General features: G+C 61.0%; 26 protein-coding genes and 1 pseudogene. 11 read left to right on the top strand and 16 right to left on the bottom strand.

What is annotated here, in order from left to right; all coding sequences use genetic code 11:
* Positions 1-1050 precede the first annotated feature (1050 nt).
* The 5 genes from M1K48_RS00375 to M1K48_RS00355 form a co-directional block, all read right to left on the bottom strand.
* Entirely contained in the window at positions 1051-1434 is a 384-nt protein-coding gene (locus M1K48_RS00375) for a hypothetical protein (protein WP_249503923.1), read from the bottom strand.
* 122 nt (positions 1435-1556) lie between these two features.
* On the bottom strand, positions 1557-1970 hold the full coding sequence (locus M1K48_RS00370) for a JAB domain-containing protein (protein ID WP_249503922.1): 414 nt from the start codon (positions 1968-1970) through the stop codon (positions 1557-1559).
* Between the two features lie 5 nt (positions 1971-1975).
* Positions 1976-2443 (bottom strand): hypothetical protein, encoded by a 468-nt coding sequence (locus M1K48_RS00365; RefSeq protein WP_249503921.1) that lies wholly within the window; start codon positions 2441-2443, stop codon positions 1976-1978.
* Between the two features lie 39 nt (positions 2444-2482).
* Positions 2483-2827, bottom strand: a complete 345-nt coding sequence (locus tag M1K48_RS00360) for a hypothetical protein (protein ID WP_249503920.1) — start codon at positions 2825-2827, stop codon at positions 2483-2485.
* Positions 2828-2868: 41 nt separating this feature from the next.
* Positions 2869-3339, bottom strand: a complete 471-nt coding sequence (locus M1K48_RS00355; protein WP_249503919.1) for a LuxR C-terminal-related transcriptional regulator — start codon at positions 3337-3339, stop codon at positions 2869-2871.
* Between the two features lie 1279 nt (positions 3340-4618).
* Here M1K48_RS00355 and M1K48_RS00350 point away from each other — a divergent pair.
* Positions 4619-6400 carry an acyltransferase family protein gene (locus M1K48_RS00350; protein ID WP_249503918.1) on the top strand — a complete coding sequence of 594 codons (1782 nt, stop codon included), beginning with the start codon at positions 4619-4621 and terminating at the stop codon, positions 6398-6400.
* A gap of 262 nt (positions 6401-6662) precedes the next feature.
* Here M1K48_RS00350 and M1K48_RS00345 read toward each other — a convergent pair whose 3' ends face one another.
* From M1K48_RS00345 to M1K48_RS00335, 3 genes are read right to left on the bottom strand one after another with little or no spacing between them, the layout of a single operon-like run.
* Positions 6663-7241 carry a DUF5681 domain-containing protein gene (locus tag M1K48_RS00345; protein ID WP_249503917.1) on the bottom strand — a complete coding sequence of 193 codons (579 nt, stop codon included), beginning with the start codon at positions 7239-7241 and terminating at the stop codon, positions 6663-6665.
* Positions 7238-7768: a DUF5681 domain-containing protein gene (locus M1K48_RS00340; RefSeq protein ID WP_249503916.1), complete on the bottom strand. Its 531-nt coding sequence runs from the start codon at positions 7766-7768 to the stop codon at positions 7238-7240. Before M1K48_RS00340 ends, M1K48_RS00345 begins: the two co-directional genes overlap by 4 nt.
* The gene (locus tag M1K48_RS00335) at positions 7765-9048 is read right to left on the bottom strand and encodes a site-specific DNA-methyltransferase (protein WP_249503915.1); all 1284 of its coding nucleotides are present in this window, start codon (positions 9046-9048) and stop codon (positions 7765-7767) included. Before M1K48_RS00335 ends, M1K48_RS00340 begins: the two co-directional genes overlap by 4 nt.
* A gap of 1263 nt (positions 9049-10311) precedes the next feature.
* On the opposite strand from M1K48_RS00335, the gene M1K48_RS00330 reads away from it, so the two are divergent.
* From M1K48_RS00330 to M1K48_RS00320, 3 genes and pseudogenes are all read left to right on the top strand, one after another.
* A complete protein-coding gene (locus M1K48_RS00330; RefSeq protein ID WP_249503914.1) occupies positions 10312-10647 on the top strand; it encodes a nuclear transport factor 2 family protein in 336 nt (111 codons plus the stop codon).
* Positions 10638-10829 carry a hypothetical protein gene (locus M1K48_RS00325; RefSeq protein ID WP_249503913.1) on the top strand — a complete coding sequence of 64 codons (192 nt, stop codon included), beginning with the start codon at positions 10638-10640 and terminating at the stop codon, positions 10827-10829. The genes M1K48_RS00330 and M1K48_RS00325 overlap by 10 nt, the downstream gene beginning before the upstream one ends.
* Positions 10830-10841: 12 nt before the next feature.
* A pseudogene (locus M1K48_RS00320) lies at positions 10842-11417 on the top strand (SDR family oxidoreductase); the annotation flags it as partial.
* A 171-nt stretch (positions 11418-11588) separates the two neighbouring features.
* Here the strand turns inward: M1K48_RS00320 and M1K48_RS00315 are convergent.
* From M1K48_RS00315 to M1K48_RS00290, 6 genes are all read right to left on the bottom strand, one after another.
* Complete coding sequence (locus M1K48_RS00315) at positions 11589-12071, bottom strand: hypothetical protein (RefSeq protein ID WP_249503911.1); 483 nt, start codon at positions 12069-12071, stop codon at positions 11589-11591.
* Positions 12072-12361: 290 nt separating this feature from the next.
* A complete protein-coding gene (locus M1K48_RS00310) occupies positions 12362-12676 on the bottom strand; it encodes a DUF202 domain-containing protein (RefSeq protein WP_257794184.1) in 315 nt (104 codons plus the stop codon).
* Positions 12677-12736: 60 nt separating this feature from the next.
* Positions 12737-13642 (bottom strand): L,D-transpeptidase family protein, encoded by a 906-nt coding sequence (locus tag M1K48_RS00305; protein ID WP_249503909.1) that lies wholly within the window; start codon positions 13640-13642, stop codon positions 12737-12739.
* A 97-nt stretch (positions 13643-13739) separates the two neighbouring features.
* Positions 13740-15092 carry a DUF2254 domain-containing protein gene (locus M1K48_RS00300; protein WP_249503908.1) on the bottom strand — a complete coding sequence of 451 codons (1353 nt, stop codon included), beginning with the start codon at positions 15090-15092 and terminating at the stop codon, positions 13740-13742.
* Positions 15089-15835 (bottom strand): hypothetical protein, encoded by a 747-nt coding sequence (locus M1K48_RS00295; RefSeq protein ID WP_249503907.1) that lies wholly within the window; start codon positions 15833-15835, stop codon positions 15089-15091. Before M1K48_RS00295 ends, M1K48_RS00300 begins: the two co-directional genes overlap by 4 nt.
* A complete protein-coding gene (locus M1K48_RS00290) occupies positions 15832-16710 on the bottom strand; it encodes a mechanosensitive ion channel family protein (protein ID WP_249503906.1) in 879 nt (292 codons plus the stop codon). The genes M1K48_RS00295 and M1K48_RS00290 overlap by 4 nt, the downstream gene beginning before the upstream one ends.
* Between M1K48_RS00290 and M1K48_RS00285 the strand changes: the two genes are divergently transcribed.
* Positions 16658-17674 (top strand): ion transporter, encoded by a 1017-nt coding sequence (locus tag M1K48_RS00285; RefSeq protein WP_249503905.1) that lies wholly within the window; start codon positions 16658-16660, stop codon positions 17672-17674. The two genes, M1K48_RS00290 and M1K48_RS00285, sit on opposite strands and share 53 nt — an antisense overlap.
* Here the strand turns inward: M1K48_RS00285 and M1K48_RS00280 are convergent.
* Both M1K48_RS00280 and M1K48_RS00275 read right to left on the bottom strand, forming a co-directional pair.
* Positions 17671-17976 (bottom strand): YetF domain-containing protein, encoded by a 306-nt coding sequence (locus M1K48_RS00280; protein ID WP_249503904.1) that lies wholly within the window; start codon positions 17974-17976, stop codon positions 17671-17673. The genes M1K48_RS00285 and M1K48_RS00280 overlap by 4 nt on opposite strands.
* A gap of 563 nt (positions 17977-18539) precedes the next feature.
* The gene (locus tag M1K48_RS00275) at positions 18540-19652 is read right to left on the bottom strand and encodes a hypothetical protein (RefSeq protein WP_249503903.1); all 1113 of its coding nucleotides are present in this window, start codon (positions 19650-19652) and stop codon (positions 18540-18542) included.
* 511 nt (positions 19653-20163) lie between these two features.
* Here M1K48_RS00275 and M1K48_RS00270 point away from each other — a divergent pair.
* From M1K48_RS00270 to M1K48_RS00245, 6 genes are all read left to right on the top strand, one after another.
* Positions 20164-21285, top strand: a complete 1122-nt coding sequence (locus M1K48_RS00270; RefSeq protein ID WP_249503902.1) for a DUF1963 domain-containing protein — start codon at positions 20164-20166, stop codon at positions 21283-21285.
* A 176-nt stretch (positions 21286-21461) separates the two neighbouring features.
* Positions 21462-21776, top strand: a complete 315-nt coding sequence (locus M1K48_RS00265) for a DUF1963 domain-containing protein (protein WP_249503901.1) — start codon at positions 21462-21464, stop codon at positions 21774-21776.
* Positions 21777-21975: 199 nt separating this feature from the next.
* Positions 21976-22467, top strand: a complete 492-nt coding sequence (locus M1K48_RS14360) for a DUF7010 family protein (protein WP_406696899.1) — start codon at positions 21976-21978, stop codon at positions 22465-22467.
* Between the two features lie 49 nt (positions 22468-22516).
* Positions 22517-24022, top strand: a complete 1506-nt coding sequence (locus M1K48_RS00255) for a carboxylesterase/lipase family protein (protein ID WP_249503899.1) — start codon at positions 22517-22519, stop codon at positions 24020-24022.
* 7 nt (positions 24023-24029) lie between these two features.
* On the top strand, positions 24030-24791 hold the full coding sequence (locus M1K48_RS00250; protein ID WP_249503898.1) for an SDR family NAD(P)-dependent oxidoreductase: 762 nt from the start codon (positions 24030-24032) through the stop codon (positions 24789-24791).
* On the top strand, positions 24763-25650 hold the full coding sequence (locus tag M1K48_RS00245; RefSeq protein ID WP_249503897.1) for an ROK family protein: 888 nt from the start codon (positions 24763-24765) through the stop codon (positions 25648-25650). The genes M1K48_RS00250 and M1K48_RS00245 overlap by 29 nt, the downstream gene beginning before the upstream one ends.
* Positions 25651-25683 lie beyond the last annotated feature (33 nt).

Below are 25683 nucleotides of genomic sequence, written 5' to 3'. Positions count from 1 at the left end.
GGACGTGCGACGTGACTTCGATCGCATCTTCACTCCGGCGGTAGAAGCTTCGCTCAGGCAAAAGACTTCGGGTGACCGTCGTGCAGGCCAGACGTCGGTCGGGCGCGTCACCATCAGCACTTCATGCAGAGGCAGCAGCTGCGATCCTAGTTCAGCGTTGCGGGTCATAGCGATCACCCCTGATTAAGCACTAGCTCGAGACGGTCGCAGGTTGTGACAGCGGGAGCCAAAGGAGCGCGCGCCGCGTCATCGTCGATCGGATTTCCTGCCGCTCTGCTTACATACGTATTTGGTGGAAAGCGGACTGGCAGCTTTGGGGGGAAAGATACCGATAAGCTGCCGTTCGTTCAGGCGGACCAAGACGTCGGCTTAGCGCCCACCCAAGACGCTCAGGCCTGCCAGGCGGTCACCCATGAGCGGACGTCCGTTCAGCTAAGTAGCTAATGTCCGGAATCGACCCAAATCAGACATTCGGCCAAGAGCGTGGCCTGGCACCATGCGGGGTATGAAGCTCAGGCAATGCCGCAGGATAACCTAGCTTAATGATGACGCCTCGGCCGCGATCAGACCCTGCCGAAGCAAATCGCTGAAATATTGCTCTGTACCAATGTGGCCATAAGTATGACTTGCTGGATGAAACGCAGACGCGAGGGAGTGACGATCGCGCAGATCACTCCTCGCGGCAGTCGTATTAACATTGGCTTGTAGCAGGTAGACCTTTGCGTCCCGGAATGCCCGTGGCGGAAGGCAAAAGCCCGATAAACCCTCCGTGCCCAGGTCGTTCACGAGATTCCATGCGAGCGATGTCGACTCAGGAGCTTACTGATTAATCGTCGGCAGCAATCAGATCTTCTAAGTTGTCGATGACATGCTGACACCTCGCACCCAGCGCCGATGATGGATCTAGTTGGTCAAGTTCAAAAAGCGCTGCCTTCAGATGGCGAAGTGCCTCACTGCGATGAACCCTGCGGGCGTCATCATCTCTACTACTATACGCTTCTTGAGCCATCGCTAAACATGCCCCTTCGGAGGGGTTATGCGAGGGAAGCCTTAGCCGCGCAACATGTCCCTAAGCACTTCTTCTACCATGGCGCGCCCATCCTTCGTTAGGGCGACCAGATTACAGTCTTGATCGGAGTCTAGCGAAGAGCGTACGTATTCCACTAAACTTTTACTAATCAACGCCCTTAACCAGCGATGCCCCGTGGACTGCGACACTGCTGAAAAGTGACAAACTTCGGGAATCGACATCACATTCTCGCGATGCGCATAGCTGGCAAGTAGCATATCCCAAACTGGCTCGCCTAATAGCTCACATGGGATATGCTTATCGCGCCGGCGCCGCATGGCGTACAACTCGGCCGCAGCAATGCGAAGCATTTCGGCTTCATCTTTCGCCAAATCGGGCTCCGGCGTACCTCGCGAAATATCCATCTGCGATGGTCCTCCTGATAGTTCCCTTAAGAATTCATACAACGGCCTCATCGAAGATGTCGCAATTGAGCCAGGCAGTATCGGAGACGTAGATAAGGGGTTAGCCATCTAGCATGCGCCTATTATGAATGTGCAAACAGGGCTTGTGTTGTTCCTGCCGGGATCACGACATAATCCAGAACGTGGATGCCGCTTCGATCGGTAGAGCACCAGATCGTGAAAGCCCGCATAACTTCCTGGATACTGATGCGGCCCTCTCCGTCGCTTCGTATGCCGCGAACAAAGATGATGCCGGCAGCACCTGCAGTAAAAGCCTGATCGATGATCTTTGAGGGGTCGAAGTTTACAAGCTGATCCTCACCACGTGCTACGATACAAGTGGCGAGGTGGCGGCTCTGTTGATCCACCATTACCGCCCTAAGAACATCTACCCGATCACGAAGTACTTCCCTTCGAAGATAAGCGGCAACCTGTTTGCGACTACTCAGAAACGGCCGGTGAGGACGAATGTTGCTGTTCTCAACTGGTCGGAGCAAATCACTTAGGCTGCAGGCTGGTCTTTTCTCGGCCGCTTCCAGTCCGGATACGGTCCGTACCGGCGAAGGCGTATTTGATGGCGCCGAATGCCGATCGCGGTAGTGAGCAGCATCGGGTAGGCCCAGAACTGGAGAAAGAGTGCGTATCCGAACGGCGGAAATTGGGGATATGTTGCCTTCGCCAAGTGCACAAAAATCGCCGCCAGGTGCAATCCCGCAAGGAGGAGGGTCCAGAGGCGGTTCGCCTGCAAGGCAAGCCAAATCAATGCTGCCAAGAGGAGAATATCGGCGATCAGCCAGCCCTCGACTATATTGGTAAAGCCGCCAGCTACCCGCAGATAGCCAGTGGACAAAGTGATCGAATAGGCGACCGCCTGAGCGAGCATCGCTGCTCGCTCGGGTTGCCCGCCCGCTTTCCAAGCATACCATACGCATGTCAGGAATATGACTTGAAAAATCAGGATGCGGATCACGTAAGTAACCTCACACCCTGACTGATCGAGTCATTCTCCTCAGGCTGCGCGAACGCTGGGCACAACTGCAAGGCCCGTGGGAGGCGGGCATTCGGCCGCGTCACCGTAATTGAAGGCATCAAGTCCAACTTCAGATTGTGTCTTGCGAAATGCAACGTGCGCTTCGGCCAGCAGCCCCCGCGCGACGACGAGCTTGACGCTCGCTTGGGCGACAAGATCGAGGCCCTCCTGCCCGATCGAAAGGCATACACGAGCAGCTCGGCGACCTTCAACCACCGCAATCATAAGCTTTGCGCTTCGCACGATCGCGGAGTCGACTTCCTTTTCAGAAGGCAGCAATTCGTTTGCGATGGCTTGCGCGATCTCATGACGCTTGTTGAGCAACGTAACTCTCCTAGTAGGGCGCCAAGAGCCCGGCGAAGAGGTTACGACAGAAGCGCACTTCCGAGCTCGTTCGCACCCTGAGCCGCGGCGATTAAGCCAGCAACTGCAAGGATCGATCCCAGCGCTATCGCGAGGATCAAGAACAAAGTCATGCCTGCGCCGAACCGGTTGAGTGGCGCCATTTCCGTAGTCACCCCGACCGAGCCGCATGGCAGTTGGTGGGTGCCTGATCGTTGCGACATGGCAGCGTCCGGGTGAAGTTCCGACGCCTCGTAATACGGTCTGACCGCCAGCGCTTCGTCCCCAGCGAAGATCATTCTGGCCGCCTCGGCTGAGGAGCTAACTTGGAGGCGCTCTCGGCAGGCAAGAAGGTGCTTTTCGACCGAATGATGGCTAATACTCAGTTCGAGAGCGATTTGCTTGGAGGTCTTCCGTGCCCAGAAGCCTTCGAGGCATTGGAACTGGCGATCAGTAAGAGGCCAATCGCCACGCTTTTCGGAAACGTTCGTCATGAGGGCGATCTGTCTCCAAAGAGCATTTGACGCAAGATTTGTGGCACCGGAACGCGAGGGGGAAGGCAACGTATGCCTCCATATGAAGTTATCCGCCCACGAGAGGTTCCCGTCTCGTCTGTCCGCTTTCCATTGTCGCGGAAAATAATCTCAGTGGTATGCTACCAGATCGACATTGCCCTGGAGAAGCCTTCGTCATCGTGAAGCTGCGGAATGTTCACCCATCCCTAATGGGCCCTACACTCGATATAGTCGGCACAGACTGTTCATTGCCTCGCTAGCGAGGTCATCATCTGCCGGGGTGGCTTCTCAGTGCCCTTGCGAGTTTAGATCGCGCAGGGGACCGCCTTCATCGTCTCGGTAGGACTGGGCATTGGTGCCTCCTCGAATGCCTCGCATTATAACTGAATTTGACAGAGGGCGATAAGGGTGGCTTCCGGCCCAGACCCTCACGGTGGCGGAAAGTTAAGATTGCGATCTGTTAGAAGTGGGTCGGAATCAGAAAATACGAACATTGCGGACAACGTCGCCCTACGGTAGAATAGCGCCGCTCCCGCTCGGTAAGCCGCAGGGGCAGTTGGGAGTGAGCCGGGTTGAGCGCCTGCCAAGCGCTCCCCGGCGCCTGACCCTGATAATCAGCTTCCAGCTTCTTTTCCGCCATGGAGGGTTGGCGATCCGGTTCTCATCGTTACGCATCGGCACGCCGGGCCGCCAATCTTATTGGTTGCACGGCTCGATTGCGGGGGCAAGCGCTGACCATCGAAGCTCCTTCGCGCCGGGCCCCAGCGCTCTTGCCCGCGGCGCATTTGTTTCCGCTTTCCACCCATTGCGGACATCAAGCGATTGCCTTTCCGCAGACAGAGCACTCGTCGATGATGCTAAGTCGAATCGGCACGCGTGTTCCGATCATTTCCTTTCTCCAGAGCTCGGTAGAGCAATGCTGGCAGCGGGATCGAAACATGCTTACGAGGAGCAGGGCTCCGAGTAGCGCGGTCCACGCCGTCCGGAAGAACGTCAATTCGACGAACATAAGGATCATGCAGAGTTGGACGCCGCCAGGCGCGAACTTGAGGTGCTGCCGACGCATGGCTTGTCAGTGCGAGATGGGACAGGCCCGCGCCATGTCCGCTTTCCACCGTCAATGGGTCACGTAATGAAGAGCCGCTAATGTCTGCGATGGGTGGAAAGCGGACATTCGCTTCGCACGCGTAGCCAGTTGACCATCGCAGATACTCCATCGGCAACTTGATATGTATTCGCGCTAGAAGTAGCGAGAGGCGTGCAAATCAAAGCGTACGAGCCGCACATCGACGGCCTCCGCGCTGTCGCAGTTGCCGCAGTTCTCCTATTCCATGCTGGGGTTCCGGGCTTCGCCGGCGGCTTCGTCGGCGTCGACGTTTTTTTCGTGATCTCGGGCTATCTGATCACCGGCATCATCTCTCGGGAGATTTCGGATGGTTCCTTTTCGATCCTCCAGTTCTACGAAAGGCGAGCTCGAAGAATTCTACCAGCGCTTCTCACCGTGCTTACGGCCACCCTCGTCGTCGGCGCCGTGGTGCTCGTCCCGCACCAACTGACTGGTCTGGCTCAGTCCACTTTCGCCACTCTCAGCTTCGCGTCGAATATCTGGTTCTGGCGAACGATTGACTATTTCTCAGGTGACCAACACCTCTTACTCCACACTTGGTCCCTTGGCGTGGAAGAGCAGTTTTACATCTTCTTCCCGCTCGCTCTCGGTTTTTTCGCTCGAGTCAACCGTGTCGGGGTCGGCCTTGCTGCGCTTTTCTGCGCTTCGCTCGCGCTCTCAGTGTATCTCACGCCCAGAATGCCCGCCGCTTCATTCTACTTGCTGCCAACGCGTGGTTGGGAGCTGCTGATTGGCGCAATGTTGGCTCGCGGACGGCTCACTGCGCCTCCTTGGATAGGATGGGTAGGCTTGGGCGCGATCCTAGCTGCAACGAGCCTGTTTGACGCGTCAACGCGTTTTCCGGGATGGGTCGCGTTGCTGCCGACTCTCGGTGCGGCAAGTTTCATAGCGGCACGTCACTCATCGGCAGCCAGGCTTTTGTCACTCCGCCCGGTCGTTGGCCTTGGGCTCGTCTCATATTCCCTTTACCTATGGCATTGGCCTGCATTGCTGTTCAGCAGACAGGCTGGCTTGGATGGTCCAGCTTGGGGTATGGTGGCGCTGTTGGCATCACTCGTGCTTGCGGTTCTCTCTTGGCGCTTCATCGAAGGTCCGTTCCGCGCGCGCAGCGCAATGCCGACAGGAAGACTGCTTAAGATTACAGCGGCTGGGTTGATGTCAGTCAGCCTTTTGGCGGCGGTGAGCCTAAGCGGCCTCCTGTCCCGCTACTCCTCAGAAGCCCTCCAGTTTGCGGCGGGCTCTGCCGATAAGCCTTGGAGCTCGATCCGCTGCGAGCAATCACCGTGCATAGTGGGGCTTGGTGCGCCTCGCTACGCGCTGTGGGGAGACAGCCATGCCGGCGCGCTAGGGGAAGCCGTAAGCCTTGGAGCAGATGGTCCAGGGCGCATTGTCGCGTTCAACGCCTGCCCCCCTGTGCTCGCGTTTCGACCCATCAATCTCAAGGGGCGCGATCTCAATGAGTGTTTCGAACGGAACGCCGGCTTAGCTACCGAGCGCGCACCAGTAATTATCCTGGCTGCGTATTGGCCCTCGTATCTCGAACAGCCTGGCTTTTCGGAGAAGTTTAAGGCGACACTTAAACTATTGGTTCGATCGGGGAAAAAGGTAGTGGTAATCGTCGGTCCAGGCAGCGCAGACCGGGATCTACCCTCGAACTTGATGCAGCAGCTGCGGTGGACCGGTGGTTTCGACAAGCACTTTGCTCGCAATGTGCCACCTGCCACGTTTTTAGATTTGATCAGCACGAGTGGAGCTAAGGTGATCGACATTGGTCAGATCCTGTGCCCAGACGATCTTTGCCCGACCACGATCAATGGCCACCCGCTCTATTTTGACAGCCATCACCTCAGCGGCAACACCGGCCGATACCTCGGCCCACTTCTCGCAGCGCCGTTGGCGTCTGCCTCGCGCTAGATTGGAGTGTTCAAGCAATGTCTGATTGGGGTCGAAAGCAGACATTAGTGTCCTGTCTACTTCGACTTCGTACCAGCACTACGCTCTCGCTGCTTGCCTTCGACGATGAGCTCGCGAAGGAGCAACCCGGCAATTTCCTCTGCTGGCAGCCGACCGAGTTCGGCTGACTTTCGACCCAGTACACCTGCGTCGATGATCACGAGAGTGCCACGCACGTCATAGGTGGCAGTGTGGGTGTTCCTGCTCACGGTACCCGGGCCACTCATCGGTTTTGTTCAAGCGAGCTCGTGTCCCACCACTCAGGCCATGACACCTGCTCCGGGTTGCGGGTGCTTGCCAAAACAATGCTCTGCTCTTCGGGGGAGAGGCGCCGCGAGCCGAGGCGAGAGAGGGCAGCATCAACAATCCACGGCTTGAGCATCAGCCTCACTCGCTGCTTGTCATGAGGGTTCAGGAGAACTCCCAGACCAAGGTCCACGATCGAACAGCACAGCCCGAAGGCTCGAGCCTGGAGACGGATGGTGGGCAATTCTTGCCCCGAGGCTGAGCGAGATGCTCGGGCCGCCTCAATCGCTGCTAGGCTCGACCTTGCAGCGGCGCTGTCTCCGGCAAGGCCCTTCTTAGTAAGCTGAAGGATGAATGCCTCCGCAGCAGTAACGCGGCGCTGCCGGCCATCTTCGCGGATCGTGACCATCTGACCCAGCACGGTGTCATAGGGCACGCTCGACTTCCGTCCTCGGGGACGGCCCTTGGGATTGCCACTTGTGCCCGTCTTAAACCTCCCCGAGACGGGTGGTCGTCCATACCCGGACGCTTGCCCCTGCTCGTTTGGCGCGCTCACTGGGAATTAATCCGGGTCCGAGGCCACTTGACGCAATCCGGATTCAGGGTTGAGCGCCTTGCATCAGCAAGCGTCTTCTCATCCAGCGTCCGTCTGCCTGGCCGGCTGACCGCCGCTTGAGTGGCCCAGGTCGCAAGCTTCGGCCGGTTCTCCCAATAACCACTCTCACTTTCATCGACCATCGTGACGCCAAGGAGGCGCATGGCCTCATTGGCACTGTCCGAATCGTATATGATGCTGAGTGGCTTGATGTGGTTCGTTGGCGCGGGCGCCTGCTTGGCAAGCGCAAGCTCCCGCTTTTCGATCATTTTGAGCACCGCGCGGATCGCCATCCTGCTGCCCTTCAAAGCAGCCTGATACGTCTGGATCTGCAGTGCCTCCTCTACAGTCAGCTCTCGTTCGAGGCCGTTCTGCGTGACGGTGAGTGTCTTGTCGAAGATAATATCGAACGCAGAGACATGCGGCCGGCGCTTGCGAGGTCGGCCGGCAGGATTGCCGCTCTGGCCCTTGGCGAAGCGTCCGCTCACCGACGTTGCTCCAGCTGGGGTGTTCCTCCGGTGGTCTGCACCCAACGATCGACCGCCACGTCAACGTAGGCGGGATCTATGTCACAGCCGCGAAAGCGACGCCCGCAGCGCTCCGCAGCAATGAGCGACGTGCCCGAGCCCAGAAACATGTCGAAGACGAGGTCACCCCTCTTCGTCACGTCCTGATAAGCGTCAGCCACCATCGCCACCGGCTTCACGGTCGGGTGCAAAGCAAGATCCTCGCGGCGGCTTCCCGCCATCGAGTTGACGGACGGATAGTCCCAGACATTGGTACGGTTGCGACCATGCTTGCCAAGCTCAACCATGTTGGCGTGGGGTGCATCGCCTAAACGGTAAACGAACACCATCTCGTGCTTGGAGCGGTAGAGTGAGCCCATCCCCGCATTGCTCTTGTTCCACACGCAGATGTTGAGGAGCTCACCGTAGACCGAACTGCCAACGGCGGACACATCGTCAAGGTGGCGCCAGTCCATGCATACAAAGTGCACGGCCCCTGCCCTCGATACGGCCGCGGCAGCGCCAAGCGTCTCGTCAAGGAACTGCCGGAAGGCAGCGTCGCTCATCTCGCCAGAGGCCATGGCGAACTCGCGGTGCCTACCCTTGGCGTTCGCGTGGCCATTGATCTTTACGTTGTAGGGCGGGTCCATAAAGGCGGCATCAATCAACCCGCCCTGCCCTATCACTCGGCTCAGGAACTCTCGGTCGCGACCATCGCCGCAGCCGATCCGGTGATCGCCCAGCACCCAGATGTCCCCTGGCTTGGTCCGCGGCTCACTCGGCACTGCTGGGATGATCTCGTCATCAGGGTCGTTTACGGCCTTTAGGATGACGTCGATCTCGCCACTGGCAAAGCCGGTGAGGCCCAGATCGAAGTCGATGTCGAGATTGCCCAGATCAGCAAGCTCGAGACGCAGGATCTCGAGATCCCATCCGGCATTCAGCGCGATCTTGTTGTCGGCAAGGCGGAGCGCCTTCTTTTCAGCCTCCGACAGACCTTCGAGGGTGATTGTGGGCACTTCCCGAAGCTCAAGCTCCTTGGCTGCTCGCAACCGCCCGTGCCCAGCAATCAGAACTCCCGCCTCATCGACCAACACCGGGTTGGTAAAGCCGAATTGCTCGATCGATTGCACCAGCTGCATGATCTGGCGCTTCGGATGCGTCCTGGCATTACGCGGATCAGGTTGAAGGGAGCTGGTCGCACGGTAGACAATCGCCAGCTGGCGGGTAGCGGCCTGCGCCGCAATGACATCCTGGTTCATGACTGGAACATAGCATGAACAGGCGGCCCTGTCAGCTGTGGATCGCGAACAATCGCTCGTTATCCCCAGCTTTAGAGCCGAAGCGCCTGTTTTGCCGAAGAACAGCCCTGTTACGAGCGATCAAAGGTCCTGTTTTGACGAATTAATTGCCTGTTCCGGCGAATAACAGGGAGGCCGGATTCTGCGACTATAAACGGCAGAAAACCAGTACCGCCAGCGTCCTCACCTGGCGTTTGGCTGCGAGAACGCCCTGTTTCAAGCCCTCGTTTGGTCAAAATTCCCTGTTCCGCCCTGATAAACAGGGAGACCGGTTAGCTCTGCACTGCCTGCGTCACCATTTCGCGCGAAGCGGCGGAAATGCCCGACTTCAAGCCTTCTTTACCTCTGCTGGTACAGCAAGGCAGAATGAAAAAGACAAACATTCCGGTGCTCTACGTTCATTCGAACGGCGTCTACTATCTTCGACGCCAAATACCTGAGCCGCTCCCTGACCACTTCAGCAAGGGATCGCACTGGAGCGACTGCGATCGCCCCCTAGCGGCAGCGTTCAATCGCCGCGGAAGTAAAGACAGTCAGTTGCGTTGATATTTCCGCCAGCCAGAGTCCTTTCCTGCTACACCCACTAACGGAAGGCAGCTTAGGTAGTTCTCTGCCGGTCAGTCTGCCGGGGGCCTTTCATCCACGCGCCCAACAGTGTGCATTCTCGATGCTGGCAAGTAACGGCGCTCGGTGCTCGAGATAGAATTGCGAAGCTCACTGACGCCGTTAGCGACGCGAACTGGATTTGGTCATCAGACTTTCAGGTCTCAAGGACTTGTGGGCTGAGACAAGGAAACCCGCCGCCAAGACGAGCGACGAGCTCGATGCAATCATCGCCGATTTCGAAAACGTCTACTGCGCTATACCTGCAGCGATCTTGCCAAGGTGTCGAACTGAGCGAGATGGCTTCCGATGCTGGTGGTAAGCGGTATGGCAGCTGTCGGGTGAGCACTTCCAGTGAACCGACGTTTGTTCAGCCGGGCTGACGCTTGGGCTCGACGCCCATGCCAAGTGCTATGACGCTTCGGCGGCCGCCGACGCACTGCTAGAAAAGGCACCGCTCTAAGGAGACCCGGCGAAGGCGCTGAAAGCTGGCCGTTTGCTAAAGCCGCCCGGCAGTTCGCTTCTCCTACCTTCTTCGAGAATGGGTTCGCGCGATTTGTCTCGATTATCAGCGTGCCTGTCCAGCCCTAGGTTCGTCTCGCAACAAACTAGGAGATGAACATGCCTTTGGAATTGCCCCGCGCCGTCGCCGATTACATCGAGGCGAACATCCGGCTCGATCTCAACGGCATGATGAAGAAGTTCGCGCCTGACGCCGTGTTCACGGACAATGGCAAGGACTTTGTCGGCAAGGACGCCATTCGCACCATGCTGCGGGACGAAGCGATCGCCGCAAAGGCGGTCTTCGAGCCAGACACATCCCGCGAAGAAGATGGCAAGGTCGTCCTCGAAGGTCCGGCCCACGGCGAATTTCCGGTCAGCCCACTACGCTTCACCTACCGCTTCGGGCTCGAAGGCGATGCCATCAAGTCGCTGGAGACGATCGTATGGGCATGACCGCAAACCCGCAGGACTTCGCCGGCAAGCGCGTCCTTGTCAGCGGCGGAACCAAGGGTCTCGGCCGCGCCACGGTCGAACGCTTTGCAGCGGGCGGTGCACAGGTCATCACCGCCGCCCGCTCCATTATCGAGCCAGTCAATGGTGTCGAATATGTCGAAGCCGACCTCACCACCGCTTAGGGTGTTCAAACCTTCGCCAGCGCGGCGATCGAGCGGCTCGGCGGTCTCGACATCCTGGCCCACGTGCTCGGCGGCTCGTCGTCGCCAGCCAGTGGCTTCGTGGCATTGACCGACGAGCACTGGCTTGCCGAGCTCGACCTCAACCTGATGCCGGCGGTGCGGCTCGATCGCCTGCTGGTCCCGAGGCTGATCGAGCAGGGCCAGGGCGTGGTCGTGCACGTCACCTCGATCCAGTCGATCCTTCCGCTCCCGGAATCGACCACCGGCTACGCGGCCGCGAAGGCTGCGCTGCGGACTTACAGCAAGTCCATTTCGAAGGAACTTGGTCCCAAGGGCGTGCGGGTCAATTCGGTGTCGCCGGGGTGGATCATGAACGAGGCGACCGGAGCGTTACTGAAGCGGATCCAGGACGTGAACGGCGGCACGATCGAGGAAGCACGGCAATCGGTCGTCGACGCGCTCGGGATCGGGCGGGGTGCAGAGCCTGAGGAAGTGGCGGATCTTATCGCCTATCTTGCCTCCGATCGAGCCAGTGCCATCCATGGCGCCGAGTTCATCATCGATGGAGGAACGGTGCGGACGGTCTGAGGTTGCCTGGACGCGCATGCCAAGGCGTTAGAAGACTTTGGTAGCAGGTGAGAGAGCACGCCGCCTTGCGCAGGATATCGACCGCTGCGGTGAGAGGCTACAGGTGGAGGAAAGCAGAACGACAGCTTTCGGTGAGCGCAGGCGGATAGCAGTCGTTTGCTTCGCAGGCCCTTATCCAAATAACGCCCAATCGAGCCTGAGCCTGTCTCCAGTCGATTTCGGCAATGACCTTCGATCGATGAGTTCTCCTCTAATCTCAAAACTCTCGTTGATCTTTACGATAAGCGCTTTGTTGAAATTTCGGGCCATGTTGAGGGTGACGACGTCGTTGCTTTTGAAAGGTGTGATGGTTTTCACCTCCACAAAGTCGTCACCTATCCGGCCATCTGAGCCTTGGGCGTAATTCCGGTTCAGCTTGAGACCATGAGTTATGACGCCGTAGAGCTCGCCGATGTCACCATAAACCTGCAGGTGCTGACCGGTGAGGCCGTGATAGCTCTGCGCCGTCTCGAGCAGGTTCTCGAAGACCGAGACCAAGGACAGGTCGGCATTAGGATAGCGAGGCCGCCATTCCTTGTACTGGATCTGCTCATTGATATCGTCCCAGGTGATCCACTCACCGTCGTCCCAGAACGCGTTGTTACTCTCGATCATTAGATGGCCACATCTCAGCTGATGAGAGGTTTGGGCCAGCATGGTATGAACAAATGGTCACACGACCCCCGCTTGTGGCGGTCCTGAACGGAACTGTGGGCGATGTCGTCCACTGGTGGTAAGCAGACTGGCCGTTTTCGGGTGAGCACCAGCGAATAGCAGACGCTCGTTCAGGCGAGATGCCGTGGCGGCCAAGCGCCCAATTCAGTCGTTCCTTGTCATCTTGCAAGTGCCCGTAAACGAACGCACGCTTACCTAAAGTAGGAGGTCCCGGAAGGCTCCACTTAATTTTAGCCGATCTTCACGGTCCAGATTGCGATCATGAGGGCGCTGGCACCTGCTGAGACCAGCCACGCAAACAATCGCAAGTTGATGCCCTTGGCGGCAATCACAACGTGAGGCCTAAGGCGGCCCATCACTGCGGCTGCACGCCTCTCCGCCGCAATGATCACCAGCATCGCAAGTAGCAGGAACCCCGTCGCGATCGCACGCGGCACCCACGCCGGCTCCATCGTAGGAAACAACCCCTGGAAGCCGACGCCGATCGCCACGCAGGCAAGGCTCGTCCGCATCCAGCTACCGAAGGTTCGCTCGTTGGCGAGGATCGTGCGATCTTCGGCCAGATCATCGCGGGATAGGTCGTTTTTAGGGGGCTAGGCTCAGCTTCAGGTGAAGGTGACTGTAGTGCCCTGATCGACAGCGCCGCCTAGCTCCGCCGCGTCCCAGTTCGTCAGGCGCACGCAGCCGTGACTGGCGGTCTTGCCGATCAGCCTGGGATCGGGAGACCCGTGGATGCCGTACCCCTCCTTGGTGAGATCGATCCATGTACCGCCAACCGGGTTGTTCGGACCCGCCGCGATGGTGAGGCGCTTTTCGGGACCCCAGTCACGACCCGACGGGTCGAAATAGTAGGTCGGAGCGGGCGCAACTGCTCTTACTTCCATGCTGCCGTCCGGCGAGGGGAAGCGATCGCTGCCAATGGTGCCGGGGTAACTGGCGAGCAGCTTGCCGTCTTCATTAAAGGCGCGAACTTCCGACCTGCGCTTGTCCACTTCGATCCTAGCGACCTTGCTCCCAAGTTCATTCTTGCCGGGGCGCACGACCTTGATGGCATCACCTGCGGCGAACGTCGCATTAGGGTTGAGCCGTTCCAGAAAAGCCTGGCTCATGTGAAACTTCTCGGCCAACGCTTCGGCGGCGGTCTCAAAGCCGAGATGATCAAGCGCAGCCTGCGCTTCCATGCCGTCGGGCACGTCGACCAGCTTGGAGATATCTTCTTCGATTATCGTATAGTCGACCAGCAGCGGCTCGCTGGAGGACGCCCGAAGCCGCTTCATGACCTCTGCGTCCAGCTTGCCGTCCGTGGAGAGTCCCTCGGCCATTTCGAAGGCCCGAATTGCCCGGCGCGTATTGCTGCCCTGCCGTCCATCAATCACGCCCGGCGAATGATGGTTGCGGTCGAGCAGGATTTGCGCCTCCAACACCATGTCGGGCGAGAAGGGCTGGGGTACGGCGGGGGTGCCCGCAACTGCGGCAAGCGCTGCGGCAGACAGAGCGAAGTTGAAGATCACAGACATTCTCCGATGGAGCAGGAGGTGTTGCGCTTTGCGCGAGGTATGTTTCGAGAACGTCTGGGCGGCATAACCGTTCTGTGTTGTTGCTGGGCGATCAGGCGCTTCCACCCAGCCAGTCAGCCTGCCGGGCATCGATCTGCCCGACGCCGTTCGAAAGCAGGCTCTGCAGCGCCGTTGCGCGTTCCTGCACTGCGCGGCCATTGGGTCCGTCAAGCTGCTCCATCGCAAGTTCGGCAAAGCGGCTCGTCTCGGCGCGAAGCACGTCGATCTGGTCGGGACGCCGACAGGCGGCTGCGACCTCGCCAACGACCCGAAGCAAGTGCAGGGCGGCGATGGTGTCGCCGGCGGCATATTGCCGAAGGCGACCAAAGCTCTGATCTACAAAATAGCGAAAGTCGTCGGGGCTGGTGATCAGCCTAGATGCGCCTTCCTTGTCCACGCGGACCGGTTCTGGCAGCTCGCGGGTGGCAAATTCGGTTCCGCCGGCGCCCAGCCAGTCTAGGCAAGTCACCGCTGTCATCGGGTCGTTGACGCCAGGCGACAGCGCACGGGCCGCGATCTCGACCAGTTCGCTGACCAAGAACATGAGGTCATGTTCCGGGGTGCGCTTGGCACCTACGGTAAAGCAGGCACGCAGTTCGTCGCCACGCTCGTCCGACCAATTGCCACACGGAGCGATGTCCGCCAGCCCCCGCCCTTCCATGACGAAGTCGCCGGGCCGGTACCGGAGGCGGACCAGCACGTCTGCTTTGCGCGCAATGTCCAGCAATCTGTCGCCATCCAGCGCTTGAATGTAGCCAGTCACGTTGCTGATCGTAACCGCAACCTCACCTTTGAGTTCAGCGGAGGGTGACCGATCCTTAGGTGCCGTCTTACCGATTAGCCTAGGAAAGCGGATCCGGGCGTCCTCGACCAGTTGGCGACCGATCTTCTCGACCACATGGTTGATGTGGATGCTCTGCAGCACGTGGTGGATGAAGTAGATCAGCACCCCGATCGAGCAGACCGCCAAAAGCATTCCCACGATCACTGAATATTGCGGGACGAAATCCTCTTCGCCGCCGCGGATCGTGCGCAGGACCATCAGGCTGTAGAGGAAGGTCGCGATAAAGGTGCCGAGGGTGACGGTGTTGCCGCGATCATCCATGAAATTGGTCAGCACGCGCGGACCATATTGGCTGGATGCGTAGGACAAGGCGACGATGGTGATCGAAAAGACCACGCCCGCGACCGTGACCATCGATCCGGCGATGGTAGACAAGACTTCGCGGGCGCCGTCGGTACGGACCTGCTGATACCAGCCGAGCCCCTCGATCCAGCTCGCGCCGAGGCTCGCGTCGACCCAGATCATGATACCGCCGAGCAGGATTCCGGACAGGGCCATGAGGCTCGGCACGAACCAGTAGCTCGACCGTACGGCGCTAAGGCGGGCGCGAAGCCGGTTCATGCGGTCAGCAGCAGTACGGCTGCATAGGCGATGGCGCCGAGCGCAAAAGCCGAGAAGCGGCTCTGGCGGTCTTCGGGCAATTCCTCCTTCAGGACGTTCAGGATGATGCCGCCGGCAAGAAAGGCGAACAGCGCGCTGAGCAGCAGGGCGGACACGTCCGTCGCCAGCCCGAGCAGCAGGCCGCCGACCGGCGCCGCTGCAAGGATCCACCGCCCATAACGGTGATAGGTCGTTCCGTGCTGCTGCCGCAGCCCCTGATCGTTGACGATGAAGTGAAGGCTCATGGCGATCGCATAAACGACCAGGCCACGCAGATCGTTCTCTTCCCGGTGTAGAAGCAGATAGCCGATCAGCACATTGTAGAGCGCGAAAGCCGTCAGATGAACCCAGAACACCCCAAGCGAACGCCGTTCGCCTTCGCGTGGTGGGGCGCCGCCTCCGCGCGATCGTGCAAACCGCTCTACCCCGTAGAAGAGAGCGAGGCCGAACAGCGCGATCAGATAAGCATGGCTTTCGACGCTGGCGAGGAGACCCGCCGACCGGGCCCGCTCGCCGATGACCTGCTGATGGCTGGCAAGTTCGGGCAGGAGATGGACGAATACGTAGGCGACCGAGACCCCGCCCGCCGCGGAAAGCCAGATGCTTCGCGGCATCCCTGCCAAAAACGCCAGCTTCGCGCCGAAAACGTGAACCAGCACAAAGGCAAGCACGGTGAGAAGAACGATCAGCGTCGTTGGGGTCACGCCGGTCCGTTCTTCCGTTCAACTGTGATCGCCGGAAGGCCAGTGATCTCGTAGGTCGCAGAGGCGATCCCGATTCCGGCCAAATCCAGTCGTGCAAGGATCTCGCGGCTCATCGCATCCTTGATTTCGCGAGTGCCGTGGTCGGGCGAAAGGAACCGGACAGCAAGCTCGAGCCAATTGTCGGTCAGCCGCCAGTAGACCCTTGGTGCAACGTCGCCGATCTGAATGCCGTAGCGGCGCTCGAGCTGCGCGACATCCCCCTTGGCAATTTCGTGCTGCTGGACTGCATGGCGCCGGGCCGCGTCGAGCAGGATGCGCTCGGCTTGGGCGCGGTCGTCGCGATAGCTGACAGGCAGACGGATCTCCTCCCAGACATAAGGAAAGTGGTAGGTGTAATTGTAAATCGGCTCGTCGAAGATTTTGTCGTTGCTGACGGTGACGATGCGGCCAGTGAACTGGCGCGAATGGACCCACATGGCGGGCTCGGCTGAGTCCACCGGCGGCGGCTGGCCCATTTCCAGGATTTTGGTTTGCATGAACGAAAGAGCGATTACGTCGCCGCGCACCCCGCCCATGACGATCCGGTCGCCGACGTTGAAGGTCTTGCCGCGCAGGATCACGAAATAGCCCGCAACTGCGGTGATCACGCGCTGGAGCGCAAAGGCGACGCCGGCAGTGACCAGCCCTAGGCCCGTAGTCAGACGCGCCGGATCATCGAACCAGATGGAAACAATGCCGAGCACCAGAATGGCCCCGGCCATGAGTCCGACAGCTTGCCGCGACCAGAAGCGAACCTTGCCTGCCCCAAGGCGCTCGCCGGGCGTGCGCGCAAGCAGCCGCCTGACGATCGTCGAAAATGACAGCACCACTGCCACCAACGCGATGGTGAGGAGCAGCTTCTTGCCATTCTCCGGTGTCGCGCCGACCAGCGTGATGCCGAAAAGTTCGAGTGCGTTGCTTGTGGTCAATCGACGCCTCCTGCTGGAAGAGACGGGCGAGGGCGCCAGTTTGTTGCAAACGGAACGGACTGCTGTGCGACAGCTTGACCTCAGGCAGACCTACTGGGAGTTAAGCATGGCGTCGACGGCGGAGCGGTGGAGCGTTCTTGAACACTTAGACGAGTGGCTGCGCCTGCCCATGGCGATCCTGGGGCTCGCATGGCTGCTCCTGGTGTTTACGGAGCTGGTGTGGGGCGCAAGCCAGTTGTTCGAAGTGGCCGGAACAGTCATCTGGATCATCTTCATCGCGGAGTTCGCGATCCGGCTCCTGCTCGCCCCCGACCGGTCAACCTTCTTGCGGCAGAACTGGCTGACGATCATCGCGCTCATCGTCCCGGCTTTGCGCTTCTTCCGCTCGCTGGCGGTGCTTCGCGCGGCGCGAGCGCTTCGGGGCGTCAGGCTGGTGCGGATCATCGGCACTGCTAATCGCAGCATGAACGCGCTTCGGGTGACGCTCCGCAGACGGCGGTTCGGCTATGTGCTCATGCTGACGGGGCTGGTTGTCCTGCTTGGAGCGGCGGGGATGCTGAGCTTCGAGCCGGTCACCGAAATTCAGGGCGGGTTTACTTCATACGGCCATGCTCTGTGGTGGACCGCGATGCTGGTGACCAGCATCGGCTCCGACTATTGGCCGCTGACCAGCGAGGGCCGCATCCTGGCGCTGCTCCTGTCGATCTACGGCCTGGCCATTTTCGGTTACATCACCGCGAGCTTCGCGAGCTTCTTTGTCGGTCGTGATGCGGCCGAACCCGACGCGCCGGTGGCGGGCGCCGCCGAGATCCAGCGCCTGATCGAGGAAGTGCGTGACCTTCGCCTGCAGCTTGCCCGCTCGGATACCTAGGCGCCGCGAACTCCTTTCAGCAACTCCGGTCCGGTCTCTTGCCGGGTCAGCACGCTGATGTCGCCAGTCGTCTCCAGCACGATGGCATGGATATCGGCAATCCGCCCGGCCTTGGACGCGCGTATCTTCTCCATCAAAGTGGCACGGGTCACCCGCGCGTCGCGCATGGCGTCTTCCAGGAATTGCCCGTCGCACATCAGCAGCAAGGGCTCGTTGTCGATCGCGGTCTGAAATCCGCTCCAGGCGAGCCGCCCTCTGGCGAGCAGATACTGGACCAAGAAGACGGCGCCGATTGCGGCCATGGCCTGCGCGAACTCGCTCCATTCGCTGCGCGTGCCGGCTCCCGAGCGCCAGAGGCCAGAGCCTCAAGAAATCCCTTGCGGACAGTATCAACGCGATCTTCATATCCGGAGCAAAGAAGGAATTCATTCACTTCGAAGGTCGCGCCTTGCCTTTCGACGAAGTCACGGACAGCGGCGAGTTGTTCTTTGATCGAACGTGCAAACCAATCTTCACCGGAAACCTCTGCCCTTTGCTCAGTCAGGTCCCAGCTTCGATCGTAGACCGTCACCCGTGCCGCAGGCTGCTCGTCGGCATCGGACAAGTAGAACAAGTATTCGTCTCCTGGCACGTCGCGGCTTGAAGTCACGCGGACGAATCGGATGTGGCCGAGACTTGCCCGTCTTTCCGGCAGCTCGACTGTCCCAGCAGAAGGCATGACGAAATTACTCCTGTGCTTCTTGATCTGGCTCGAGGACGGAACATCTGATGCCGAGCTGCTACGCGTCTCCGATCAGCTCTACGAAGGTGTCATTCGCGGGCATAAGTCACTAAGACCAAAGAGGCGGACGGAGCTACCTAACCGTCAGCCGATCTCGTCTACGATCGCGGGGCGATCCGGATGTGCCATTAAGTGGGCACGGACGCGCCGACCACCGAACATCTTGGCATAAGCCATGCTGATTTGGTGGAGTTCGGAACGATCTTGCGCTGGGAGATCTGCGAGGAGTTCGGGCGTCACTTTGCCGTGACGCGCTTCGACCAGGAGCCGGATCAAGGTCTCACCATTGGCGTTCCCTGTCTCGATGCCGTGCATGTGTTGCAGGGCGTCGCGGGTAAGCCGCTGCTCGCGCTGAACTTGTTCGGCAAACCCATGGCGTTTGAAGGGATTGTGCCAGACTGGCCAGCGGGCGAGCACCGCCTCCCGCTCTCGCATTTGGCTAATAAGGCGCCGGGTATCGTGAACGAATTCAGCTTCACGTGCCTGCTTCGCTTCGGCCACCAGGTCAGCCGTGCGGGCCTCGAAGTTCCCCACCACCGGGCTAAGTCGGCGCGTGGCAACCTCGCCGAAATTGAGGGCATTCACCTCCATCGGTCGTGAAACTGGTCTCACCGTTGCGTACAGCGGCAAGCCGTGTGGCAGGCCATCGGTCATAGCGTGGCGTTCAACGGCCTGGTGGAACCGCAGCAGGATGGCAGCGGCAGCAAGGCCTTGGGTGCACTCCCGCTGCTCGCTCCACGAAACGGGCTGATTGACCTCCACCGCGTACAAGTCGTCCAGCCCCAACAGGCGTAGCGGCGCGACATCCATCGTCACAAGGTCGGTGTCGGGCACGCGTGCCTGGGTCGCGAGCTCACGCTCTTGTCTTTTAATTTGAAAGTCGCTCAAGAAATCGGTGAGCGGATGCCACAGACGTGCCTGATCGGACAGCGAAAAGAGGGTCTCAACCCGAAGATTCGTCACTCCGGTGTCGTTGCGAAGGCCGAGGATCACCGCGCGCCATTCTCGCCCCTTATTGTCGCCGTGTAGATAGCATCTCGCCTCTTCCATCCGAGCGCCAATGGTATCCCACCCTTCGATCCGCACCTGATCTGCTGACCGGTCGAGAGCGGCTATTACCTCTGGTACAACAACCTTAGTGGCGACCAACCGGATCAACTTCTCAGTCCGAGCAAATTGACCGGTGCCGATCAGCATACGGAGCCGTCGGCCGAAGTGCCAGGTGCGTCTCATGGAGAAAGCTTATTGCTGAAGCAGTTATGAAAACATGAAAATGATGCGTCAACTGAAGTTCGGTTCCGACTGCGCGTCATGCGGTCGAAAGTATCCGCATCGGGTACGGGCAGTGTTCCTGACCGGGCTCGTAGACTGCGTAACCCATGATTTATCTTCTCAGGCCAACAGGGGCCGAGGAGAAAACAATCGAATGGATTTGTGATAGTAGGAAGCGTAGCGGTTGCTTTCGGAAGAGCACTGGCGGAACTAGACGTTCATTCGTTGCGAAGCGAGAAGCGTCTCAGCGCGCAGTGCCGACGCCGGGGTGTACTAACCAGTTCCCGGAAGCGGACGTTTTGCAAAGATACCGGAACTGACTACGCTTGTAGCGAGGTCAGGATCGGCTGGCCTTCGCCCGGCGCTTCTTCTCTCTGCTCGAATCTTAACGCTTCTCGGATAAGAGAATCCCTCACTCTTCTTGAGACAGGTGCAGATGTCCTCCTTGTTCGGTAAGCTCGTTAGCAAGCTCGCAGAAGCTGCACTTGATGAACTTTCCAAACCACAAGGTCAGCGAGAGAGCGAAGCGGGTCGCCGAGAAGAGAAGAAGGCGCGCAAGGCCAGGCGAGCCGATGAAGCTTTCACACGCGTTCTTGACGAACTTCAGGCCCGATCGGCGCCCGTTGCTCGCGAGGACGTCACCGTGGTGCTGCGCCGTCAGGTTCCGCCACGAGACGAGGCGCCGCGATCCTGGATCGGTGGCTTGCCTATGCTGCCCGACACGTTTGAGTGGCCGCGCGCCCGCAACAGCGAATACCCCGACACGGGCGAGATACCCTTGAACTTCGCTGCCCAGATCGCCTGCGCCGACCTCCCCGCGGATTTGTGGGGTGGCCTCGGTCCACGCGAAGGCTGGCTGCTCTTCTTTGTCGCCACCTGGGGTTGCGCCAGCTGCCAAGACGAAGGCTCGATCCGCGTGCTCCACACACGCGAGCTGGGGCAGGAACGACAACCGCCGACCGACAAGAGATCGGTAGGCGATCCCACCTATAGCGGCGGTGACGATCCCTCGCTGAAACATTGGCCGGTCGACATCATCTCATTTTCGAACCGGCCCGCCTATCCGAGCGCGGCTCCGTGGACCGGGGATGAGTCGGTTTCACCCATACCACCGCAGTTCGAAAGCGCGCTGTACGAGGGCGCGCCGGTAGCAGCGAAACCTTGGCGGCCGTGCGAGGACCCATTCACCTGGGGCGGCTTAGCGTTGATGCTTGAGCGCACGCGAAGCAAGCGGGCGCGCCGCTCCGCCGGCGTGCGGGAGGTGCCACGACTCCCGGCCGTCGGCCGCGAACGGGCCCTCGATGCTATCGCCGAGGAGGAGAAGCGGCTCGCAGAGTTGCTCACACAGACAATCGATCCTGACCGGCAAGAGCGGCGCGACCGCCACATCGCTGAGACAAGGGTCAGTCTGGCACGGCAACGGGAGTTCCTTCTCGGGGCCGGAGATCCGTTCGACCCCGAGAAGCTGGCCATGCTGGTCGAGCAATCGCAGGCCGAACGCCGGTCCTGGCTGGAGCAACAAGATGAGGCGATGGGGTCGTTGTTAACCGAAGCATAACCCACCCCCCACGCACCTTGCTCTCCCCTGCCGATCGATCGCGGATCGAAAATCAGCTCTCCGCATCCCACGGTCAGTGGCACATGGGCACGGTGACACCCAGTAACAGGGTGGCATGCCCTGAATACACGACCCTGATAGCGCGTGAGCTTGTCGAAAGTGAGCGAGCGCGATCCGTGGCGATTGCCGCACGCGACCTATACCGCGCCGGTCCGAAGGCGCGTTCGCTTCTTCCCGATGCCATGCGCTTGGCGCTAGAAGCCGACTTGCGTCGCCTGGAGGACAATCGTCCGCACCGGCTCGGCGCCGTATACCAGCCCGTGCAAGACACTGTCGCGCCCACCGGCTCGGTGCTTCTGCTGCAACTCGGGACGGACGATGCGACCGGATTCCACTGGGGCGATTCGGGAGCGCTGTTCGCCTGGATCGGGACCGACGCACTTGCGCGTGGAGACTTCACCAAGGTCGTGTGGTGGACCGAGAACACGTGACGCTTGGACGCGCGTAGCGTTTTAGTAATGACCGCTGTCGGCCGCTTGCCAACGCCTGCCTGGCCTTCACCGAAGGTTTGCGCGCGGTGGAAAGCAGACATTTCCTCGCTTCATCAAAGACGTCGTTCCGCTTCTGCTGTCGCGTGCTACCAAGCTTTGTTCGCGCGATGGAAGCACGGCAGTAGTTGATGGGGGGGACATGCTAATTTCAGATGCTCAGCAGGATCTGAGGCGGGCCTACGTCGGGGGTGGACCCGGCGTGGTGATCTCTGGGTTTGTCTGGCTAGCGGCGACGTGGATAAATCATACCGCAGGAGCCGGCCCTGGCTTCGATTCCCTATTCTTCGGCGGGATGCTGATCTTTCCTATAACCAAGTTGGTATGTCGGCGCGCGTTCGGCCGCGAGAATGAGTTCCGGAGCAATCCATTCGGTATGACCGTGCTTGAGTGCACCATTGCCATGATCGGGGGATTCTTTGCAGCTTGGCTGTTTCTGAAGTCCGAGCCAGCATTGGTTTTCCCGCTTGCGGCTGTCGCCGTGGGTACGCACTATTTCGTCTTAAAAACCGCATATGGTGAGCGACTATTTTGGCTGATCGGGGGCATTGTGGCTGCTATCGGAGTTGGTACATCCCGAGGCGCATATTTACACAATCCATCAAGCGTAGGATACGACCGGCATAGTGCCTGACCTAGGCGAGGCGGGCTCAGCTGCTATGCGGAGTAGCTGGAGAATTGCCATGCCGCCCCGCCCAGAAATTGCCGACACTATAACCTCATCGACCGCAGCGGGCACTTATCGCGGCGTCCGCGTCGGCACGGTGGAGTGTTTCTTCGGCGTTCCTTACGCCGCATCTCCGGTCGGACGCCTGCGCTTCGCCGAACCACGGCCCATACAAGCCCGGCAGGGCGAACGCGACGCGGGTGCGCCAGGTCCGACCGCTCCGCAGCGCCACAACCCCTTCCCGGCGCTCGACGTCGAGCCGTTGATCGGGACGGACCAGGACGCCGGTGAGGACTATCTTACTCTCAACATCTGGCGGCCGGCGGGCGGCGGAACCGCATTGCCCGTCATGGTCTGGATCCATGGCGGCGGCTTCGTGCTTGGAAGCAAGGATGCCGCCGTCTGCAACGGCAGTGCCTTCGCCCGCGACGGCGTGATCTGCATCGCGATCAATTACCGCCTCGGCATCGAAGGCTTCCTTCCCATTCCGGGTGTGCCGACGAACCTCGGGCTGCGCGACCAGATTGCAGCGCTCGAATGGGTCCGCGACAACGTTGCGTCGTTTGGCGGTGACCCGGGCAATGTCACGGTCTTCGGCGAATCGGCCGGCGGCATGGCGGTCGCCAATCTGCTTACCTCCCCGCTCGCCTCCGGCCTCTTCCGCCGAGCGATCGTTCAGAGCGGGCATGGCGGGATGACCCGCAGTATCGGGGTCGCACAGCGGCTCGTGCGCAAGGTCGCGAGGCTGCTCGGGATCAAGCCGGACGTGGAGAGCTTCCGCTCGGTCCCGATCGATCGGGCCCTGGATGCCCAGCAGAAAGTCGGTCTTCCGACCACTCGCATCGACCTTCGTGAAGCCGACGGCCGCGAGCCTGTGTTCGGAATCAGCCGCTTCGTCCCGGTGCACGGTGACGACGTCCTGCCCGAGCAGCCGCTGGCGGCGCTGCAGCGGGGCGCCGGGGCCGAGGTCGAGCTGCTGATCGGGACCAATGCCGAGGAAATGAACCTATACCTCGTCCCGACCGGGGTGCGCGACAAGATCGGGCGGCTGCTCGCGACCTACCTCGTTCACCGCTCGCAGCCGCAGGCGCGCAAGGTGCTGGCTGCCTACGGCATGGGCCGGCCAGGCAAGCGCGCGGGCCATGTCCTCACCGCCGCGCTCAACGATCTCGTCTTCCGCTGGCCGGCCCGCCGCTTCGCCGAAGAGCATCGCGGGCGCACCCACCTGTACGAGTTCGAATGGCGCTCGCCCGCACTCGGCGGCGAGCTTGGGGCATGCCACGGGATGGAGCTGCCGTTCGTGTTCGACACGCTCGCCAGCGTGACCGGCGAGCGCGGGCTTGCCGGCACTGCCCCGCCGCAGGCGCTGGCCGACCGGGTCCACCGCATCTGGATCGATTTCGCCAAGACCGGTGAGCTCCCCTGGCCCGAGTTCGACCGCGACACCCGCCAGGTCTACCAGCTCGCCAAGGGCGAAGCGGTGCACGAACCCGCCATGCCCGCGGCGCCCTTCCTGCCCTGAGGACCTCATGTATCTAGACCGCCTGCGGCTCGACGGGCGCACCGCGCTGGTCACCGGCGGGGCGAGCGGGATCGGGCTCGCCTGCGTCGAGGCGCTCGCCGAATTCGGCGCGAAAGTGACGATTGCCGACCGCGACCCGGCCGCGATCGACAGTGCCCGCGCGCTGCTCGGAGGCAAGGGTTTCGAAGTCGGCGGGACGGTGATGGACGTCGCCGATTCCTTCCGGGTCGGCGAAGTCGCCGACCAACTCGGCCCGCTCGACATCCTGGTCAACAATGCCGGGATCGCGCGCAGCGAGACCAGCGCCGAGGAGGTCGCCGACGAGCATTGGCTGAACGTCCTCGACGTCAATCTCAACGGCACCTTCTGGTGCTGCCGGTCCTTCGGGCGCCACATGCTCGCGGCGGGCAAGGGCAGCATCATCAACATCGGCTCGATGAGCGGCCTGGTGGTCAACCGCCCGCAACCGCAGAGCTATTACAATGCTTCCAAGGCCGCGGTGCATCAGCTGACCCGCAGCCTCGCCGCCGAATGGGCGCCCGGCGGAATCCGGGTCAATGCCGTCGCGCCGACCTACATCAACACCCCGCTCAACCGGTTCGCCGACCGGTCGGGGGAAATGTACCGCCGGTGGATCGACGGTACTCCGATGGGCCGCCTCGGCGAAGTCGAGGAGGTCGCCTCGGTGGTGGCCTTCCTCGCATCCGACGCGGCCAGCCTCATGACCGGGAGCATCGTCCTTGTCGACGGCGGCTACAGCTGCTGGTGAGCGCGGCCTGCCCCTGGCAGGGGTGGAGCTCGGCGGGACCAAATGCGTCTGCATCCTGGCGCATGGTCCAAGCGAGATCCTCGCGCAGGTCACCCTCCCGACCGGCGAGCGCGACGCAACGCTGGCCTCGATCCGGGCGACCCTCGACGGCTGGCGCTTCGCCGCGCTCGGCATCGCCAGCTTCGGTCCGCTCGACCTTGCGCGCGGGTGCATCGGCAACACGCCCAAGCCCGGCTGGAGCGGCGCGGACCTGACTACCCTTGGCGCGGGTGTGCCGACGGTAATTGACACCGACGTCAACGGCGCCTCCTTGGCCGAAGGGCGCTGGGGCGCGGCGCGGGGCCTCGCCAGCTGGGCCTACGTCACCGTCGGAACCGGGATCGGGGTCGGATCGATCGTCGCCGGGCGGCCGGTAACGGGCCTCGGCCATTCCGAAGCGGGGCATTTGCGGGTGCCGCGCAGCGATCCGACGTGGCCGGGCGCCTGCCGCTTCCACGGCGACTGCGTCGAGGGGCTGGCGAGCGGGCCGGCGATCGCCGCGCGGACCGGTCGACGCGGCGAGACGCTGCCGCCCGACCACCCGGTGTGGGCCGAGGTCGCCGAGGCCCTTGCCGGCCTGTGCCACAATCTCGCGCTGACCAGCTTGCCCGAACGGATCCTGGTCGGTGGCGGTGTGGTCACCGGGCGGCCCGAGCTGCTGACGCTGGTCCGAGCCCGGCTCGCCGCCAGCCTTGCCGGCTATGGCGCCTCCGCCGGGCTCGACCTCGATAACTATCTGATCACCCCGGCGCTCGGCCCGCTGGCCGGCCCGCTCGGCGCGATTGCGCTCGCCTGGCCGGCCGGTGACCCGATCGGCTAAGGCTGCGCCCCGATCGGTTAAACCTGACTGCCA

The sequence above is a fragment of the Sphingomonas glaciei genome (genome assembly GCF_023380025.1).
In the GTDB taxonomy this organism is placed as follows: Bacteria; Pseudomonadota; Alphaproteobacteria; order Sphingomonadales; family Sphingomonadaceae; genus Sphingomicrobium; species Sphingomicrobium glaciei.
This window is presented reverse-complemented; position numbering and strand designations above follow the sequence as displayed.